This is a genomic window from Faecalibacterium sp. 3, from assembly GCF_048323735.1.
In the GTDB taxonomy this organism is placed as follows: Bacteria; Bacillota; Clostridia; order Oscillospirales; family Ruminococcaceae; genus Faecalibacterium; species Faecalibacterium wellingii.
The window spans coordinates 2,799,447-2,816,044 of the sequence record NZ_JBLWFN010000001.1 but is presented as its reverse complement, the minus strand read 5'-3'; the positions used below and the strand labels follow the sequence as shown (position 1 = coordinate 2,816,044).

At 56.0% G+C, this 16,598-nt stretch carries 11 protein-coding genes; 8 read left to right on the top strand and 3 right to left on the bottom strand.

Annotation, left to right across the window (positions count from 1 at the left end):
• Nucleotides 1-137: 137 nt before the first annotated feature.
• Together ACNSPV_RS13275 and ACNSPV_RS13270 are read right to left on the bottom strand one after the other, a co-directional pair.
• Nucleotides 138-3,221: a glycoside hydrolase family 2 TIM barrel-domain containing protein gene (locus ACNSPV_RS13275; protein ID WP_348583001.1), complete on the bottom strand. Its 3,084-nt coding sequence runs from the start codon at nucleotides 3,219-3,221 to the stop codon at nucleotides 138-140.
• A 114-nt stretch (nucleotides 3,222-3,335) separates the two neighbouring features.
• Nucleotides 3,336-4,706: a glycoside-pentoside-hexuronide (GPH):cation symporter gene (locus tag ACNSPV_RS13270; protein ID WP_339395891.1), complete on the bottom strand. Its 1,371-nt coding sequence runs from the start codon at nucleotides 4,704-4,706 to the stop codon at nucleotides 3,336-3,338.
• 249 nt (nucleotides 4,707-4,955) lie between these two features.
• On the opposite strand from ACNSPV_RS13270, the gene ACNSPV_RS13265 reads away from it, so the two are divergent.
• Nucleotides 4,956-5,819 carry a helix-turn-helix domain-containing protein gene (locus ACNSPV_RS13265; protein ID WP_005941554.1) on the top strand — a complete coding sequence of 288 codons (864 nt, stop codon included), beginning with the start codon at nucleotides 4,956-4,958 and terminating at the stop codon, nucleotides 5,817-5,819.
• A gap of 696 nt (nucleotides 5,820-6,515) precedes the next feature.
• A complete protein-coding gene (locus tag ACNSPV_RS13260) occupies nucleotides 6,516-7,541 on the top strand; it encodes a hypothetical protein (protein WP_348583003.1) in 1,026 nt (341 codons plus the stop codon).
• A 64-nt stretch (nucleotides 7,542-7,605) separates the two neighbouring features.
• On the opposite strand, the gene ACNSPV_RS13255 is transcribed toward ACNSPV_RS13260, so the two are convergent.
• Nucleotides 7,606-8,556, bottom strand: a complete 951-nt coding sequence (locus tag ACNSPV_RS13255) for an RluA family pseudouridine synthase (protein ID WP_348583005.1) — start codon at nucleotides 8,554-8,556, stop codon at nucleotides 7,606-7,608.
• A 514-nt stretch (nucleotides 8,557-9,070) separates the two neighbouring features.
• Between ACNSPV_RS13255 and alaS the strand changes: the two genes are divergently transcribed.
• The 6 genes from alaS (at nucleotide 9,071) to ACNSPV_RS13225 (ending at nucleotide 16,572) form a co-directional block, all read left to right on the top strand.
• Complete coding sequence (gene alaS / locus ACNSPV_RS13250) at nucleotides 9,071-11,734, top strand: alanine--tRNA ligase (RefSeq protein ID WP_348583007.1); 2,664 nt, start codon at nucleotides 9,071-9,073, stop codon at nucleotides 11,732-11,734.
• Nucleotides 11,735-11,852: 118 nt separating this feature from the next.
• Entirely contained in the window at nucleotides 11,853-12,185 is a 333-nt protein-coding gene (locus ACNSPV_RS13245) for a histidine triad nucleotide-binding protein (protein ID WP_339395897.1), read from the top strand.
• A 26-nt stretch (nucleotides 12,186-12,211) separates the two neighbouring features.
• Nucleotides 12,212-12,751, top strand: coding sequence for a phosphoribosyltransferase family protein (locus tag ACNSPV_RS13240; RefSeq protein WP_339395898.1), 540 nt, complete (start codon nucleotides 12,212-12,214; stop codon nucleotides 12,749-12,751).
• A 90-nt stretch (nucleotides 12,752-12,841) separates the two neighbouring features.
• A complete protein-coding gene (locus tag ACNSPV_RS13235) occupies nucleotides 12,842-14,869 on the top strand; it encodes a ComEC/Rec2 family competence protein (protein WP_348583009.1) in 2,028 nt (675 codons plus the stop codon).
• A 63-nt stretch (nucleotides 14,870-14,932) separates the two neighbouring features.
• The gene (gene holA / locus ACNSPV_RS13230; RefSeq protein ID WP_348583010.1) at nucleotides 14,933-15,961 is read left to right on the top strand and encodes a DNA polymerase III subunit delta; all 1,029 of its coding nucleotides are present in this window, start codon (nucleotides 14,933-14,935) and stop codon (nucleotides 15,959-15,961) included.
• The gene (locus tag ACNSPV_RS13225; protein ID WP_348583011.1) at nucleotides 15,958-16,572 is read left to right on the top strand and encodes a toprim domain-containing protein; all 615 of its coding nucleotides are present in this window, start codon (nucleotides 15,958-15,960) and stop codon (nucleotides 16,570-16,572) included. Before holA ends, ACNSPV_RS13225 begins: the two co-directional genes overlap by 4 nt.
• Nucleotides 16,573-16,598: the final 26 nt, after the last annotated feature.

Genomic DNA, 16,598 nt, shown 5'->3' with positions numbered 1-16,598 from the left:
AAAAGCTCTAGACTTAACCCCTCTTCTTTGCGGATCTTTCTGATCCGTTCTCCAACAAGGGGTGCTAGTTCGGCTGGTTCAGATTCAGGCTGATCTTTCGCTTTTTTCACAGAGAACACCTCATTTGCGGGCAATCATCAGATGCCACGGAACGTAAAGGTGAACTCCACAGGCTTGGTCACATCAGGAATATACTCCGGGTGGACATTGGCACCCCAGCTGTCATCGCCGCCAACGCCCATCTGCTCGCCGATGGCACGAATCACCGTGTAATGGACCGGGGGCAGCTCGTAGGGATGCTTGGCACTCTCCATTTCATGGGGAGTGTAGGGCAGCGCAGAGAAGAACATGGGCTTTGCGGCATCTGCGGTAAACAGCAGCCCGCGACCCTTGCGGTCCACTACCTTTGCCCAGCGCACAGCGGTCTTTGCACCGCACTCCTGCGGCACAAGGTACTGTGCCATGTTGTCTGCGACCTTGTTCTGGTAAATGCCCAGCTTTGCACCATGCTGGCGATCCCAGTAGGTCTCCGCAGGGCCGTTTCCGTACCACTCCACCGTGTCGTAGTCAGCGTCGATCTTGAACAGTACGCCGAACTCCGGCATTGCTGCAAGTCCTTCCACCGGGTCATAGTGCAGGGTGGTCTGGATGCGGCCATCACCGAACACACGGTACTGCAGGCTGCACTCTGCTGCGGGGCTGGTCTGGAGGTTATAGAGATAGGTCACGACCACGCTGTCGGCTTCCACCTCGCAGGTGGGGTTCTGGAGGATGATGCCGCCATGAACAGACGGAATCTCCTTGCCGATGCCCTTGGCGGTAGCATACAGACTTGCCAGCTTCCACTGACCGCGAACGCCGCCCATGTTGTTGCCGCAGTCGTTGTCGGTGGGAGCGCGCCAGAAGTTGGGACGGGGAATCTCCTGAATCATCTCCTTGCCAGCATAGCGGTAGGAAGTCAGGCCGCCATTCAGATCGGAGAACAAAACATCGAAATTCTCACCCCGGACACCGATGTTGTGTGTGCCGTGCGTAACGGTAAACGGCGTGACCTTCTTGCTGGGAATGGAACGGACCACAGCGATCACACCCTGCCCAAAGGCGACTTCATGGCCCTTCTTTGCCCAGCTGGTGTCCTCCTTCAAACGGAAGCTGATGGTCACTGCATATTCACCGGGGAGCGCAGGGATCATAAACGGCAGCGGGAAGCTGGAACGCTCTTCGGGAGCAACATCAATATTGGTCAGCTCCTGCTGCTGATACAGCTTTCCATCACGATGCAGCAGAGCAACGCAGTCGAAAGCATCCGTAGAGGTGAACAGGTTCTTATTCCAGACTTCAAAGCCAGAGTTGTCGATGGAAACGGTGATGTTCTGATAGCAGAACTTGACCTCCTGCATCTTGGGAGAAGGAGCACGGTCACCACCGTAGGCAATGCCGTTTCCGCTGAAATTATAGTCGGTAGGACGCTCACCGAAGTCGCCGCCGTAGGCTTGGAACCACTTGCCGTAGCGGTCTTTTTTCCAGATGGACTGGTCGATGTAATCCCAGATAAAGCCGCCCTGATAGCCGCAGTCCTTCTGGTCGGCAAGTTCCGTGTACTTGTGCAAAGCACCGTTGGAGTTGCCCATAGCATGAGAGTATTCGCACTCGATATAAGGCCGCTGATCGCCCTGTGCCAGGTACTCTTTAATGTCCTTCACAGTGCTGTACATATGGCTCTCGATATCGGTGGTTTCGAGGAAGCGGGGATCATTGACCACACCTTCGTAATGCACCAGACGGGTGTCATCAAAGCGGCGGACCATCTCTGCCATCTGGAGCAGGGTCTCACCGCCAAACGATTCGTTGCCCAGAGACCAGATCAGAACAGCAGGATGGTTTTTGTCACGCTGGTAAGTGGAATTCATGCGGTCAAACAAGACAGCTTTCCACTCCGGCTTATCATTGGGCAAAACGCCCTCGATGCCGCGAATGCCCGCCTGATGGATGTCCCATGTGCCATGGGATTCCAGATTGTTCTCTGCGATCAGATACAGACCATACTCATCGCACAGGTCGTACAGTGCATCCTGATTCTGGTAATGGCTGGTACGGATGGCATTGATGTTGTTCTGCTTCATGGTGATGATATCCCGAAGCAGTTCCTCATGGGTGTGTACGCCCACAGCACGACCCGTAATGGAGCTGAACTCATGACGGTTGGCACCCTTGAACACGATGCGCTTGCCGTTGAGCAGCATCCGATTGTTCTTCAACTCGAACTTGCGGAAACCGACTTTCTGCCCGGTCACCTCTACCAGATGGCCTGCATCGTCCAGCAGCTCAATTTCCAGTTCATACAGAGCTGGGTCCTCTGCACTCCACAGGTGGGGGTTCTCCACCGCATGGCTGAACAGCGCAGAGCCGCCGTTCAGTGCAATTTTTTCGGAGAACACTTCCAGCTCACTGCGGCGCAGGGTCAGACGGGCTGCACCCTTGCCCTCCACCTGCAATGCAACTTCCAGCGTGGAATGCGTAAAATCATCCCCGGCAAACAGCGTTTTGACGGATACATCTTCCAGATGCACGGTGGGGATGGCATACAGCCACACGCTGCGGAAGATGCCGGAGAAGCGGAAGAAGTCCTGATCTTCGCACCAGCTGGAGGAAGTCCACTTGAACACCTGCACGGCAAGTTTGTTCACGCCCGGCTGGAGATAGGGAGTCAGATCGAATGCGTGTGCGGAGAAGCTGTCCTCGGTGTAACCCACATAAGACCCGTTCAGCCAAAGAGCCATGCCGCTTTCTACACCCTCGAACTCGATGTGGACGGGCTTGCCCTGCATGGATTCCGGCAGATCGAAGTATTTTACATAGCTTGCCACCGGATTGAACCGCTGCGGGATCTCGCCCGGCTGTACTTCTTCACGGCCATCCCACGGATACTGAATATTCGCATACTGGGGAATGTCGTAGCCCTCCATCTGGATGTGTGCCGGAACATGAATGTCATCCCAGCCGCTGCAATCGTAATCTGTCTTTTCAAAGCCGGGGATGGCACTGGTGTAGTTCTTTGCGTAGGCGAATTTCCAGATACCGTCCAGCTTCAGCGCCAAAGAAGAGGAGCCTGTCCGATATTCTTCGCGGGAAGCGTAAGTACGGAAACTTGCATGAGCATTCAGCACGTTTTCCTTGAAAAAGGTGGGGTCTTTTACTTTTGCAAAATCAAATGCAGCCATAGTATTTCCTCATTTACCTTTTATAATTTTATAATATTTCTCCAGCCTCCCCGGAGGAATCGCTGGATCCCTCCGGGGAACAGCAGATGAAGGAGAAATGATAATGGCTTGTTATCAGACTGCTGCACGCAGTTTTTCATTTGCTTCTTCGACCTTCATACGAGAGAGAATGAAGGTGATGATGGCATCCAGAGCAAACGGAATCACCAGATACATGATCTTCAGCATATTGATGCAGGAATCCGGCTGAACGGTCAGAGCGCTGTCAAAATGGCTTGCAGCCAGCAGCCAGCCGGTGATGGCAGTACCCAGACCGCCGCCCAGCTTCACACCGAGAGAAGTGCAGGAGTACATCGTGCCATCCACGCGCTTATGCTTCGTCAGCCAAGTATATTCAGAGCAAGCAGCAATCGCAGCGTTCATATCGCCCTGCCAAGGACCCTGACCAAGAGCTGCGATTGCAGTAAAGAGCAGCATCAAGGTCACATTGCCGCTGCCCATGTAACCAGCTACAGCAACCAGTGCACGAGAAATCGTTGCCAGAGTATAGCTCATTACATTCAGCTTATACATTCCATGCCACTTTGCAACCAAGGTCGGGGTGAACACCAGTGCGATGATCAGAGGAATGTTGATTGCCCAAGAGAATACACCGAACAGATTCTGGTTGCCAAGGATGTAGGTTGCATAGTAGGTGCCCATGCTGATCATGGCACCGTAGATCTGCTGCAAAATGTAGGTGACGCAAATCATCATATAATATTTGTTACCAGCAAGCAGCTTTGCAGCCTGAACCAGATTGTACTTTTCGTCCTGCTCGATTTCCTTTTTGTCGGTGGTATCCACCAATTCGCCTTCCGGCAGTTCCTTCACGGAGAAAACGGAGAGGGTGTTGACAAGCAGACCGATGATGGCGTAGATGATTGCAACAGTGCGCCAACCGGCAGCACCACCGCCCAATGCCGTAACAGCACCCAGCGTGATGGACTGGATGAGCAGGCTGGTGGCAAAGGCGAACATGAAACGCCAAGAACCCATCTCGACCTGTTCGGCACTGTTCTTCGTGATGAGAGCAGTCAGTGCAGAGTAGGCAATGTTGTTGGCAGTGTAGAATACAGCGTTCAGCAGAGTATATGCGATCAGGAACCATGCGTACTGTGCAAACTGTCCCAGATTGGTCGGAATGGCGAAAATTGCCACCAGCGTAATGGCACAGCCAATGTAGCCGTACAGCATCCAAGGACGGGCTTTGCCCATCTTGGAATGCGTTTTGTCAATCAAAGAACCAAAGAAAATGTCCGTCACACCGTCCAGCAGTTTGGAAACTGCAATCAGAGTGCCGACAATACCGGGGTTCAGGCCAACGGTGTTGGTCAGATAGATCATGACGAAGGAGGACAGGAATGCATACACTACGTTGCCTGCAATATCGCCTGAACCATAGCCGACTTTATTATACCACTTTAGATAACGTTTCTCAGTCATTGTGCTTTCTCCCATCTTGCTTGTTTTGTGTGGGCGCGACCAATCTGCTGCGCACTTCAGACTGGAATTCTCATTACGCAAGTTGCCCAAATCTCTTGTGTTTCGTCTGAAAATATTATAGAATCTAATGGAACGAAAAGATATAGACAAGATGGAACAAAATATGCACAAAATCAAAGTGTTTGTAATTTTTTGATAGAACATTTCTCAAATCACTGTAAAATCTCTGAAGATGAGGAGGACGCAGGGATGTATTTCAACTCAGGATATTTGAACAACTCCCGTTTGGATTTCAAAGACTACTCAAAGCCGCTGGTCGTAGGCAGCTGCGGCACTTATCGCTTGAAAAAACGCCCTAAGCTACCTACTTTTTGGGCAAAGGGTCGCAGAGACTATCAAATCCTCTATGTGGCATCGGGTAAAGCACACTTCTGGTTCGATGGTGTTGAGGAAGTGGTGACTTCTGGACACATGGTGCTTTATCAGCCGAAAGAAATCCAGAAGTATGTCTACTATGTAGAAGATCATCCAGAGGTGTTCTGGATTCACTTTACAGGATACGATGTCAAAAACATCCTGAACTATCACGGAATACCATTGGACAAGCACGTTTTTTACAGCGGCACACTGCCGGATTACAAAATGCTGTTCCGAAAGATCATCCGGGAACTGCAACAATGTGAATATGGCTATGAAGACTATATTGCTTCTCTCTTCAACATCATTCTGCTTTTAGTAAGCAGGCAACAGCAGGAAAGCGAGAAAACAACTACAAGCATCCCGGAAGAAATCGAAGCCGCCGTTGCCTACTTTAATGAGAATTATAATACAAAGGTCAGTGTGGACGATTACGCAGAATCGCTGCATATCAGTACGAACTGGTTTATCCGTAATTTTAAGCTGTACATGAAAATAAGCCCTGCACAATACATCCTGTCCCTTCGGATGGTAAATGCACAAAGCTTATTGGAGAACACCGAATACAATATTGGAGAAATTGCAGAGATCGTAGGGTATGATAACCCACTCTATTTTAGCCGGGTATTCAAGAAAGAGTATGGTGTCAGTCCGGCACAGTACCGAAAGAATCTGGAAGAATCTACTGAAAAATGAGAAAGATTCCTTATAAATAAGGAGAGTAGAACCGTGCTGTGTACTGCGCACCATCAGCGAACACGACAAGGAGTATTTCTATCGGGATCGAAAAATCAACTGGGGAAACTTGTGATTTTAACGAACGATTCATTTTAGGCTGCAATAAACCGTAAACTAAAAAGGCCCCTTGAGGGGCCTGCCACGAGACAGGAATGCAGTTGGCAGACCCATTCGTGACCCATTCGTGGCCCCTTAAGGGGCTTTGCTAGTATTATGCCCTTCTAGGGCTTACTCAAGCCACCGGCTCAGCCGGTGGTTTTGACTTGTGGGCTGGCCTCATTTGGTTTTGACCACAATTCTGACCACAATGCCAACGATTTTATCTGGTCGATCGCAGGCACGCCTGCTTTGATCGAATGCCTGCGACGACTGGCATAAAGGATCCGGAAGGACTACCGGGATCGTCTGGGGAAATCAGAGAAACCTGGTAGACTTGCGCTGAAAAAATTTTTCCCGCATCCTTTTTACGGGCTGATTTTTTTGTCGAAAATGTAGAATATCGCTCTGGAAACTATGCATTCTCTCTAACAAAATCTGCCCAAACGTGTTGATATTGAGAAAAACGCTTCATAAACGTTTACAAAATGGTAACAGGCTGGTATACTTTATAGCGGTAGATAACAGGAATTGCAGAAGCTGAAAGGAGAATCGACCGTGAATACCGCTGTACCGTCCCATTTCCGCAAAAAACTGCTGAGCCTTGTGCTGACGTTGGTGGTAATGCTCACCTGCCTGCCTGCTGCTCTGGCAGTGGACCTGAATGTGGACGCGGGCTTCTATTTCAAGCAGAGCCGCGGCGGCACCTGCACGCTGGCATCCGCAGCCATGATGCTGCGCCGCCGGGCGTATCTTGATGGTCTGACGGATTGGACCGCTGTGACAGAAAACAGCGTACGCTCCACGGCATGGGCCAACGGTCTCTCTCACAGCTTTACATATAAGGAAATGCAGGTGGGCTACGGAACCCTGCCTTCCCGCAAACAGGAAAAGATCCAGACCCTCGTTACCCTGCTGTCGCAGCATCCGGAGGGCATCGTGCTGTATGACCGCAGACAGCCCCATGCGCTGCTGCTGACCGATTACACCAATGGTACTTTCTACTGCTCCGACCCGGCAGGTAATATTTCTTCCGGCCGTATCCCGCTGGAAAATTCCAGTGTTTCGATCAGCGGCTCTTCCTGCTACTGGTACGTGGCATCCGATCACAACGCGGTTGCGTCCTCGCCGGACAGCCTGCGGCTGGAGGGTATGAGTTATCCCATCAACATCCATGCAGGCAAGGGCATGGCTATGACCGGTACCGCGAACGCTGCACTGGGTATGACGCTGACCGATGTTCAGGTGGCAGTGCTGGATGAAAATGACCAGACTGTGGTCACGGCGCAGGCATCGCCCAATGCAGCGGGCTTTTCCTTTAAGACGCTGGACAGCGAGATCCGTTTTGGCGAACTGCCTGCAGGCAGCTACACTTACATGGTGATCGTGACCGACTCCAATGGCGATAACCTTTGCTTCACCAGCGACTTTACGGTTTCGGATGGTTCTGCAAGCACCGGAACCTACTGGTCGGTAAAAGATACCGAGGGTGCCAAGCTGCTGGACAGCATTCAGGAAGTTCAGGATTCGTTTACCAGTGCAACCGAGTCCACGCTGGGCTGGCTTGAAAGCCTCTTCCACTAAAACGCAAAACAAAAAGATGACCCGGGGCCTGCCGCTCCGGGTCATCTTTTTTGGTGTTATGGGCTTATTTCAGCGTGCCGTCCAGCACCTGATTGTAATACCACGGTTTGGGGGCGTGGAAGGTCTTGCCGCTGAGGAAGGCAAAGTCCGGCTGGTTGAAGTGAGGCATAGTCAGTTCCCATGCGCACAGGGCCTGATACTTGAGTTTCAGCTCGCGGTTGGCGGTGTTGTTGCCGTATTTGCTGTCGCCCAGAATGGGACAGCCGATGCTGGCCATGTGGGCGCGGATCTGATGGGTGCGGCCGGTGATCAGCTGCACCTTCAGCAGGGCCAGACGGCCGGAGACGGCGATGGTCTCGTACCGGGTCTCCACCTCCCTGGCACCGGGCTGCTTGTCCTCCACGATCTTCACGATGCCGCGGTCAGCGTCCTTCAGCAGATAGCCGCCCAAGGTGGCATCCGGCGGGGTCGGACGGCCGAAGGTGACGCAGAGGTAGGTCTTTTTCACTTCGCGGTTCTTGATGGCTGCAAGGAACAGCTCTTCGGCCTCCGGGGTCTTGGCAACGATGACAAGGCCGCTGGTGCCGGTGTCCAGCCGGTGGCACAGCGCCGGGGTGTACAGGTCGTTCTCCTTGTACTCGCCCTGCTGGTTCAGGTAGAGCAGGGTGCGGTTCAGCAGTGTGTCGTCCTCCGGGCCGTCCACGGCAAGACCGGCGGGCTTGTTCACAATGACGATCTGCGGGCAGTCATACACCACCTGTGCCGGGCCGCGGGCGTTCTTCCACGCCGGGCCTTCCACACGGCGGTCCGCATCCAGAACTTCATCCAGAATGAACAGCTTGATCTCGTCACCGGCCATCACGCGGGTGGAAAGCGGCTGCTTTTTGCCGTTCAGCTTGATCTTGTTCTCCCGCAGGGCCTTGTTCAGGCGGCCCGGGGTCAGGGCGGGGAACTGCTGGGTCAGATAGTTGTCCAGCCGGGTGGGGGCAAGACACTTTACTTTTAAAATCTTCACGGGAAATTCCTCTCTATTATAAAATAAGAATGTGCTTTCAATATTTTTATTGTAGCGGAACAGGCACGCTGCGTCAAGCACAGCAGACTGAAAATTTTGTCCAAACCCGTTGACAAACGCCCGGCTCATGCTATAATTTAACTGTACGCGGAAAGAACTGTGTGCTTTCCGCATGTGCATGAATATTATGACAGATGGCAATGATGGGGTCAGAAATGTACACCGCCGTTCAGAGAGAGCGCTTCCAGCTGCAAGGCGTTCCGGTCGGTTCCATTTTGCGCCGCCCCGGAGCTTCCGGCGACACAAGTCGGACGCAGCGCAGCGTTAACGCGCCGAAAGCGGCAGGGGACACATTTTATCCTTTGCAATTTGGGTGGTACCACGGAGCAGTTTACAGGCAGCCTCGTCCCTTTTGGGATGGGGCTGTTTTTTGTTTTCTGCGCCCACCCGCCCCGTCTGCCATAATCATAAATCTGACGTGCAAACGCCAAGGACAATCGAGGAGAGAAAACCTATGCAATGGACCGGTTTGAATGAACTGCGTGAAAAGTACCTGAGCTTCTTTGAGAGCAAGGGCCACCTGCGTCTGGACAGCTTCCCGCTGGTGCCCAAGAACGACCCCAGTCTGCTGCTCATCAACAGCGGCATGGCACCTATGAAAAAGTGGTTTCTGGCTCAGGAAGAGCCGCCCCGTCACCGCGTGACTACCTGCCAGAAGTGCATCCGCACCCCGGATATCGAGCGTGTTGGCATCACTGCCCGCCACGGCACCTTCTTTGAAATGCTGGGCAACTTCTCCTTCCAGGATTACTTCAAAGAAGAGGTCATTCCCTGGGCATGGGAGTTCCTGACTTCCGACGAGTGGATGGCCATTCCGAAGGACCGCCTGCACATCTCTGTGTACGAAGAGGACGACGAGGCTTACGATATCTGGACCAAGAAGGTGGGCATCGCCCCCGACCACATGGTGCGTCTGGGCAAGGAAGACAACTTCTGGGAGCATGGCTCCGGCCCGTGCGGCCCCTGCTCTGAGATTTATTTTGACCGCGGCCCTGAGTACGGCTGCGGCAAGCCGACCTGCGGCGTGGGCTGCGACTGCGACCGCTATATGGAGATCTGGAATCTGGTGTTCAGCCAGTTCGACGCCGACGGCAAGGGCCACTACGAGCGTCTGGCACGCCCCAACATCGATACCGGCATGGGTCTGGAGCGTCTGGCCTGCGTGATGCAGGGCGTGGGCAACCTGTTTGAGGTGGATACCGTCCAGAGCGTGCTGCACCACGTGGAGCACATCGCCAACAAGACCTACGGCGAAGACCCCAAGACCGATATCTCCATCCGCGTCATCACCGACCACATCCGCAGCTGCACCTTCATGGTGTCCGACGGCATCCTGCCTTCCAACGAGGGCCGCGGCTATGTGCTGCGCCGCCTGCTGCGCCGTGCTGCCCGCCATGGCCGTATGCTGGGCATCACCCGCCCGTTCCTGGTGGAGCTGGTGGAGACTGTCATTCAGTCCAGCGAGACCGCATACCCCGAGCTGCGCGAGCATGATGCTTATATCAAGAAGGTCATCGGTACCGAGGAGGCAAACTTTGCCCGCACCATTGATGCCGGCATGAACATCCTGAACAACATGATCGACGGTCTGGAAAAGGCACATGAGCATCTGCTGAAGGGCCTGGACGTGTTCAAGCTGAATGATACCTTCGGCTTCCCGCTGGATCTGACCAAGGAGATCGCTGCGGAGCAGGGCATTGAGATCGACGAGGAAGGCTTCCACGCCGAAATGACCAAGCAGAAGGAGCGTGCCCGTGCGGAGCGCCTGAAGAAGAACATCTCCGGCTGGAGCGAGGATCTGTTCGGTGCGCTGAATGCAGAGCCCACCGTCTTTACTGGCTACGAGACCCTGAACGACACCGGTGTCGTGGTCGCCCTGAGCGACGAGGAGACCCTGACCGACGCCATTGCTACCGATGAGGAAGCAAAGGATGGCGTGCTGGTGGTTCTGGATAAGACTCCCTTCTACGCTGAGATGGGCGGTCAGGCTGCGGATCACGGCGTGCTGAACAGCGCTGACTGCAGCCTGCGCGTGCTGGATGTGAAGAAGACCCCCAAGGGCTACTACGTCCACACCTGCGTGCTGGAGAGCGGCATCGTGAAGGTGGGCGACCATCTGAACGCTCAGGTGGACAAGGAATACCGCATGGCCATTGCCCGCAACCACACCGCCACCCATCTGCTGCAGGCAGCGCTGCGTGAAGTGCTGGGCGACCATGTGCATCAGGCAGGCTCCTATCAGGATGCAGAGGTCACTCACTTCGACTTTACCCACTTCAGCGCGGTCACTCCCGAGGAACTGGCCCGCGTGCAGAAGATCGTGAACGACAAGATCTACGAGTCCATGAACGTCACAGTCCGGGAAATGCCCATTGAGGAAGCCAAGAAGCTGGGTGCAATGGCTCTGTTCGGCGAAAAGTACGGCAAGGTCGTGCGTGTTGTGGACATCGAGGGCTGGTCTACCGAGTTCTGCGGCGGCACCCACGTGAAGAACACCGCCCAGATCGGCGGCTTCAAGATCGTGAGCGAGGCCTCCGTTGCTGCGGGTATCCGCCGCATCGAGGCTGTCACCGGCCGCAACCTGCTGATCCGTGCAAACCTGCAGGAGGCTATGCTGCATACCGTGGCAAATACCCTGAAGGCAAACAACGTGACCGCTCTGCCCGTCCGTGCCGAGGCCGTGATGGCTGAAAACAAGGCTCTGGCCAAGGAGCTGGAAGAGATCAAGGCACAGGTCGCCGCTTCCAAGGTGACCAGCCTGTTCGACAACGCCGAGGAGATCGGCGGCGTGAAGATCGCTTCTGCATACTTCACCGGCACCACCGGCGACACCCTGCGCGGCATGTGCGATACCATCCGCGACAAGGCTGTGAAGCCCGCTGTGGCGGTTCTGGTGGGCAAGGCTGAGGACAAGATCACTATGGCTGTCACTGTGAGCAAGCAGGCACAGGAAAAGGGCCTGAAGGCCGGTGCTCTGGTCAAGGAGATCGCTGCCATTGCCGGCGGCAAGGGCGGCGGCAAGCCGGACTTTGCAATGGCCGGCCTGAAGGACGAGACCAAGATCGATGAGGCTCTGGCGGCTGTCAGCGCCATCGTCAAGAAGGCTCTGGGCGAATAAGAAAACGGGCCCGCCCTCTCCGTCAACGCTGATGCGCTGCCACCTCTGGGAGAACTGGACGCAAAGCGGCCTGAGAGGGCGGGGACGTTTATAAAATATCAGGAAGGAGTTGTTCCCCATGGAAGATTGTCTGTTTTGCATGATCGCGGAGGGCAAGATCCCCTCCAAGAAGCTGTACGAGGACGAGCAGGTGGTGGCGTTCTACGACATCAACCCGCAGGCCAAGGTGCACTTTCTGGTGGTGCCCAAAAAGCACATCACCTCTGCTGCTGCGCTGACCGAAGAGGACGGCGCACTGCTGGGCCATATCTTTGCAGTGATCGCAAAGCTGGCTGCGGAGCAGGGCCTGAACAACGGCTACCGCGTCATTTCCAATGTTGGCGAGGACGCAGGCCAGACCGTGAAGCATCTGCATTTCCATGTTCTGGGCGGCGAAAAGCTGCCCGTCTGATTCCAAAAAAGGGAGAGCGTTGAATTATGGCTGAGACTTATACCCTGCATGTTGCAGGCCTGACCCGTGAGCTGACCATCTGCAAGGTGAATGACCACATGGACATTGCGGCTTTTATCATGCTGGGTGACGCCGAGCTGACCGTGGCTGCTGCCACCGAGCTGCTGAAAAAGTGCCCTGACTTTGATATCCTGCTGACCGCTGAGGCCAAGGGCATCCCTCTGGCTCACGAGATGAGCCGTCAGAGCGGCAAGCCCTACGTCTGTGCACGCAAGGGCGAAAAGTTGTATATGACCGACCCCGTGGTGGTGGAGGATCAGTCCATCACCACTGCCGGTAAGCAGAAGCTGGTCATCGACCGCAAGGAGCTGGATAAGATGAGCGGCAAGCGCGTTCTGGTGGTGGATGATGTCATCTCCACCGGCGGTTCCCTCAAGGCTCTGGATGCGCTGGCTGAGCAGACCCAGTGCACCATTGTAGGCCAGGCCGCTGTTCTGGCCGAGGGTGATGCAGCCGAGCGCAAGGATATCATCTTCCTGGAGCCGCTGCCCCTGTTCTTCCACTAAGCTGCCATGCGACGCCCGCTCTGCGTTTTCTGTGCTGGAATGCTGGGTGTTGAGTTCGTGTGTGCTTTTTTGCCGCAAACGGAGCTTTTTGTGCCGTTTGCGGCATTTTTTGTTGCCGTTTGTCTGGTGTTGTGCATCTTTGATGCTGCCCGCAAAGCGGCGCTCTGCATCCTGCTGGGTGCTGCAATGGGCATGGCATCGGTGCTGTACACGGCAAACCGGCTGGAGCGCATCCGCGTGCAATATGCCGCCCGCCCGCTGGTGCTGACGGCAGAGGTGGAAAGCGTTTCGGACTCCTACTATCCCGGCGTTGTGGAGGCAGTCTTGCGGGTGGAGAAGATCAATGGCGCAAAGACCTCCTTCCGGGTGGAATGCGAGACCCTGCCGGAATGTGAGGCGGGACAGCGGGTGCAGGGCAGATTTGTGCTGTCCGTTCCGGCACAGCAGAGCCGGATCGGCCTGTATTCGGACGGCATTGTGCTGCTGGCAGAACCGGACGAGGAGAAACCGGATTTCAAACAGCTGGGACAGAGCAGAAGCTTCCGTGCCCGCACCCACCGGCTGCAGCAAAGGCTCAGCGCAGCCCTGCGCCGCCGCATGGATGGCAAGACCGGCGGCGTGCTGGCGGCTATGACGGTGGGCGACCGGACGCACCTTTCCCCGGCGCTGCGCAGCGCCTACCGGGGCGCGGGCCTTGCCCATGTGCTGGTGGTGAGCGGAATGCATGTATCCATCCTGTGCGGTGAGGTGTTCCGCTTGGATGCACGCAGGAAGAAAGAACGTTGCTATGCGGTGCTGCGCCTGAGAGCAGTGTGGAAGGCGCTGCTTGCGTTGCTGCTGGTGGGCGTGACCGGCTTTACGCCCTCGGTGCTCCGTGCAGCGGCAGCGGTGTGGGTCAGTGCGCTGGGGGTGTGGCTGTATGCCCCGCCGGATACCCTTACCTCTCTGGCGGTGGCCGGCATCGCGATGACAGCAGGCAGCAGCTATGCCGTGTGTGATATCGGCTTTGAGCTTTCCTTTGCGGCGGTGCTGGGCACGGTGGCAGGCGGTGCGTACATCCGCCGCACCCGGGATGCATGGTACCGCCAGTTCTGGAAAAACGCAAAAAATCCGGTGAAGCGCCCATGGTATTTCAAGCTGCCGGAGCGCCTTTGGGGCCTTGCAGAAAGCGTCTGCATTTCAGTCTGTGCGTCTGCGGCGACCTTTCCGGTGCTGGTGCTGCGTGGGCTGAGCGTCAGCATCTGGGCAGTGGTCTCCAGCGTGGCGGTCCTCTGGCTCATCCAGCCCATGATGCTGCTGGGTCTCGGTACGGCGTTCACCGGGCTTGTGCCCGCTCTTGCGCCGCTGCACGGTGTGCTCTCCGTACTGTCTGCAGCCTTGACCGGCCTGCTCGACCGCTGGGCCGTCTGGATAGCGGCAAAACCGGGTGCGGGGCTCTACTTTGATACGGCCTATGCGGCCATTGTCTGTCTGGTGCTCATCCTGCTGTGCTGGCTGGCCTTCCGCTGGCGTCTGCGTCTGCGGGTGGCCGTGCCCTGCATTGTGCTGACAGCGGCGGTTTCCGTTGGGCTGGGCAATGCCCTCAGCCGGGATGTGGTGCATATCGACCTTGTTGGCAGCGCCAACGCGCCGGCAGTGGTGGTCACCCAGAACGATACCGCTGTGGTACTGTTCCGGGGCGGGAATTCGGTCCGGAATGCAGTGGAAGAACAGCTGGCCCGGCGGGGCGCGGCGAAAATTGAACTGCTGGTGGATCTGCGCACAAAACCGGAAACGCCCTGTGCGCTGGAAGCGGAACAGAGCGTTTTGGCAGAAGAACTGTCTGTGAACACCGCGCAAAAGCAGAAGTGCACACCCGCACTCGTGGAAGTCCTGCGCACCCGGAACGGCTGCCTTGTGCGGCTGACCATCGGCAACCGGCAGTTCGTGACCCTGAGCGGCAGGGTGGAGCTGGCGCAGCCGGTCTCGGCCCGGTGGCTTCTGGCATCTCCTGCAAGGCCGGAGGCGGTACAGTATAAAGAGGTTCTGGCTCTGCGGCGGTATGATTGGATGCCCGGCGGAGCAGTGCAGTCCTCGTCCCTCAGCCTGCGGCGGTATGGCGGGCTCAGAGCGGAGTGATGCTTTGCAATCCGGGCAGAGTGTGGTACAATAGAACAACATGAGGGAAAAGGGGGTGCCTGCATGGCCACCGAAACCAGGCTCCGGCAGCTGGCAGATAAGGGCTGTCCGGTCTACTATTTTTATTCCAGTGAGCGGTATCTGGTGCGGCAGGCCGTGGCAGCGGCCATCCGCATCCTGACCGCAGACAGCGACGAGGACGCCACCATTCTGGATGGCGGTGCGCCGGAGATCGAACAGCTCATCATGGCAGCGGGCACCATTTCTTTTTTTGGGACCCGGCGTGTGGTGGTGCTGCCGGAGCTGGAACCCGGCAGCTATGGGGATAAAGATCTGGAAGAACTCAGCAGCACGCTTGCCAGTCTGGAAAATGCCGTGGTGGTGCTGGGAAGTGTGTTTGAGCTGGAGCGCAGTAAGCTCAGGTTGAACAAAAAAGCGCAGAAGCTCATCGCGCAGTGCAAAAGCATCGGCTACACCGAAGAATTGGCTAAGCCGAAGCCCTTTGAGCTGAAAATGATGATGATCGACCGCGCCAAAGAACAGGGTACCAGCCTGCCGGACGGCGCAGCAGCGGCGCTGCTGGAACGCTGCGGCGAGGACCCTTTCCTGCTGGAAAATGAGGTGGACAAGCTCTGTGCATTGTCCGGGTACCAGACGGTCACGGCAGCGATGGTGGCCGAGATGGGCACCGTGAGTCTGGAAGCGGATGTGTTTGAAATGATCCGCATGATCACGGCCAAAAACGCCACAGGTGCCTGCAAAAAGCTGCAGACTTTGCTGCGCCTGCAGCAGGAGCCCATTGCCATCACGGCGGCACTCATCGGCAGTTATGTGGACCTGTACCGTGTCAAGCTGGGCGCGGCAAAGCGCAAGCCTTACGGCACCGTGTTCAAGGATTTCGGCTACAAGGGCAGTGACTACCGGCTCAAGCGTTCGGCCGAGACGGCCTCGCACTACACGCTGGGCCAGATCGAAAACTGTATGCAGGTGCTTCTGGAACTGGACCAGAGCCTGAAAAGCCAGCCCACCGATGACCAGATCCTGCTGGAAACAGCGCTGTGCCGGTTGGCAATGGCGGGGAGCGGACGATGAAGGAAAACGAAATGATCCATACCAGCCGGGTGCTCATTGTGGAAGGCAAATACGATGCGGCCCGGCTTTCCCATCTGACCGATGCCATGATCCTGCTGACCGACGGCTTTGGCATTTACAGCGACAAAAAGCGCCAGCAGCTGTTCAAAGCGCTGGCGCAGAAAAACGGCCTGATCCTGCTGACGGATTCGGACGCGGCAGGCTTCCGCATCCGCACCTACATCACCAATCTGGTGGGAGAAAAGAACGTGGTTCAGGCTTACGTGCCCGCGATCCACGGCAAGGAAAAGCGCAAGGAACAGCCCGGCAAGGAGGGCCTGCTGGGGGTCGAGGGCGTGGACGACGCCATCGTTCTGCAGGCGCTGCGGGATGCCCTTGGCGCAGAGGCGGGTGCCGCAGCAGCCCGTCCGGAGGGACGGCAGATCACCTATACCGATCTCTATGAGTGGGGGCTCTCCGGCAGGCCGGGCAGTGCCGAGCGCAAGGCAAAGCTGCTGAACGCGCTGGGTCTGCCGCCGCGTCTTTCCAAAAAGGAACTGGTGGAGGCGCTGAATCGGCTGTATACTTTTGAACAATTGGACGAGATGCAGTTGAAAATCCTGAATAACTGACTGTATGGCGCAGGGGAGAGAACACT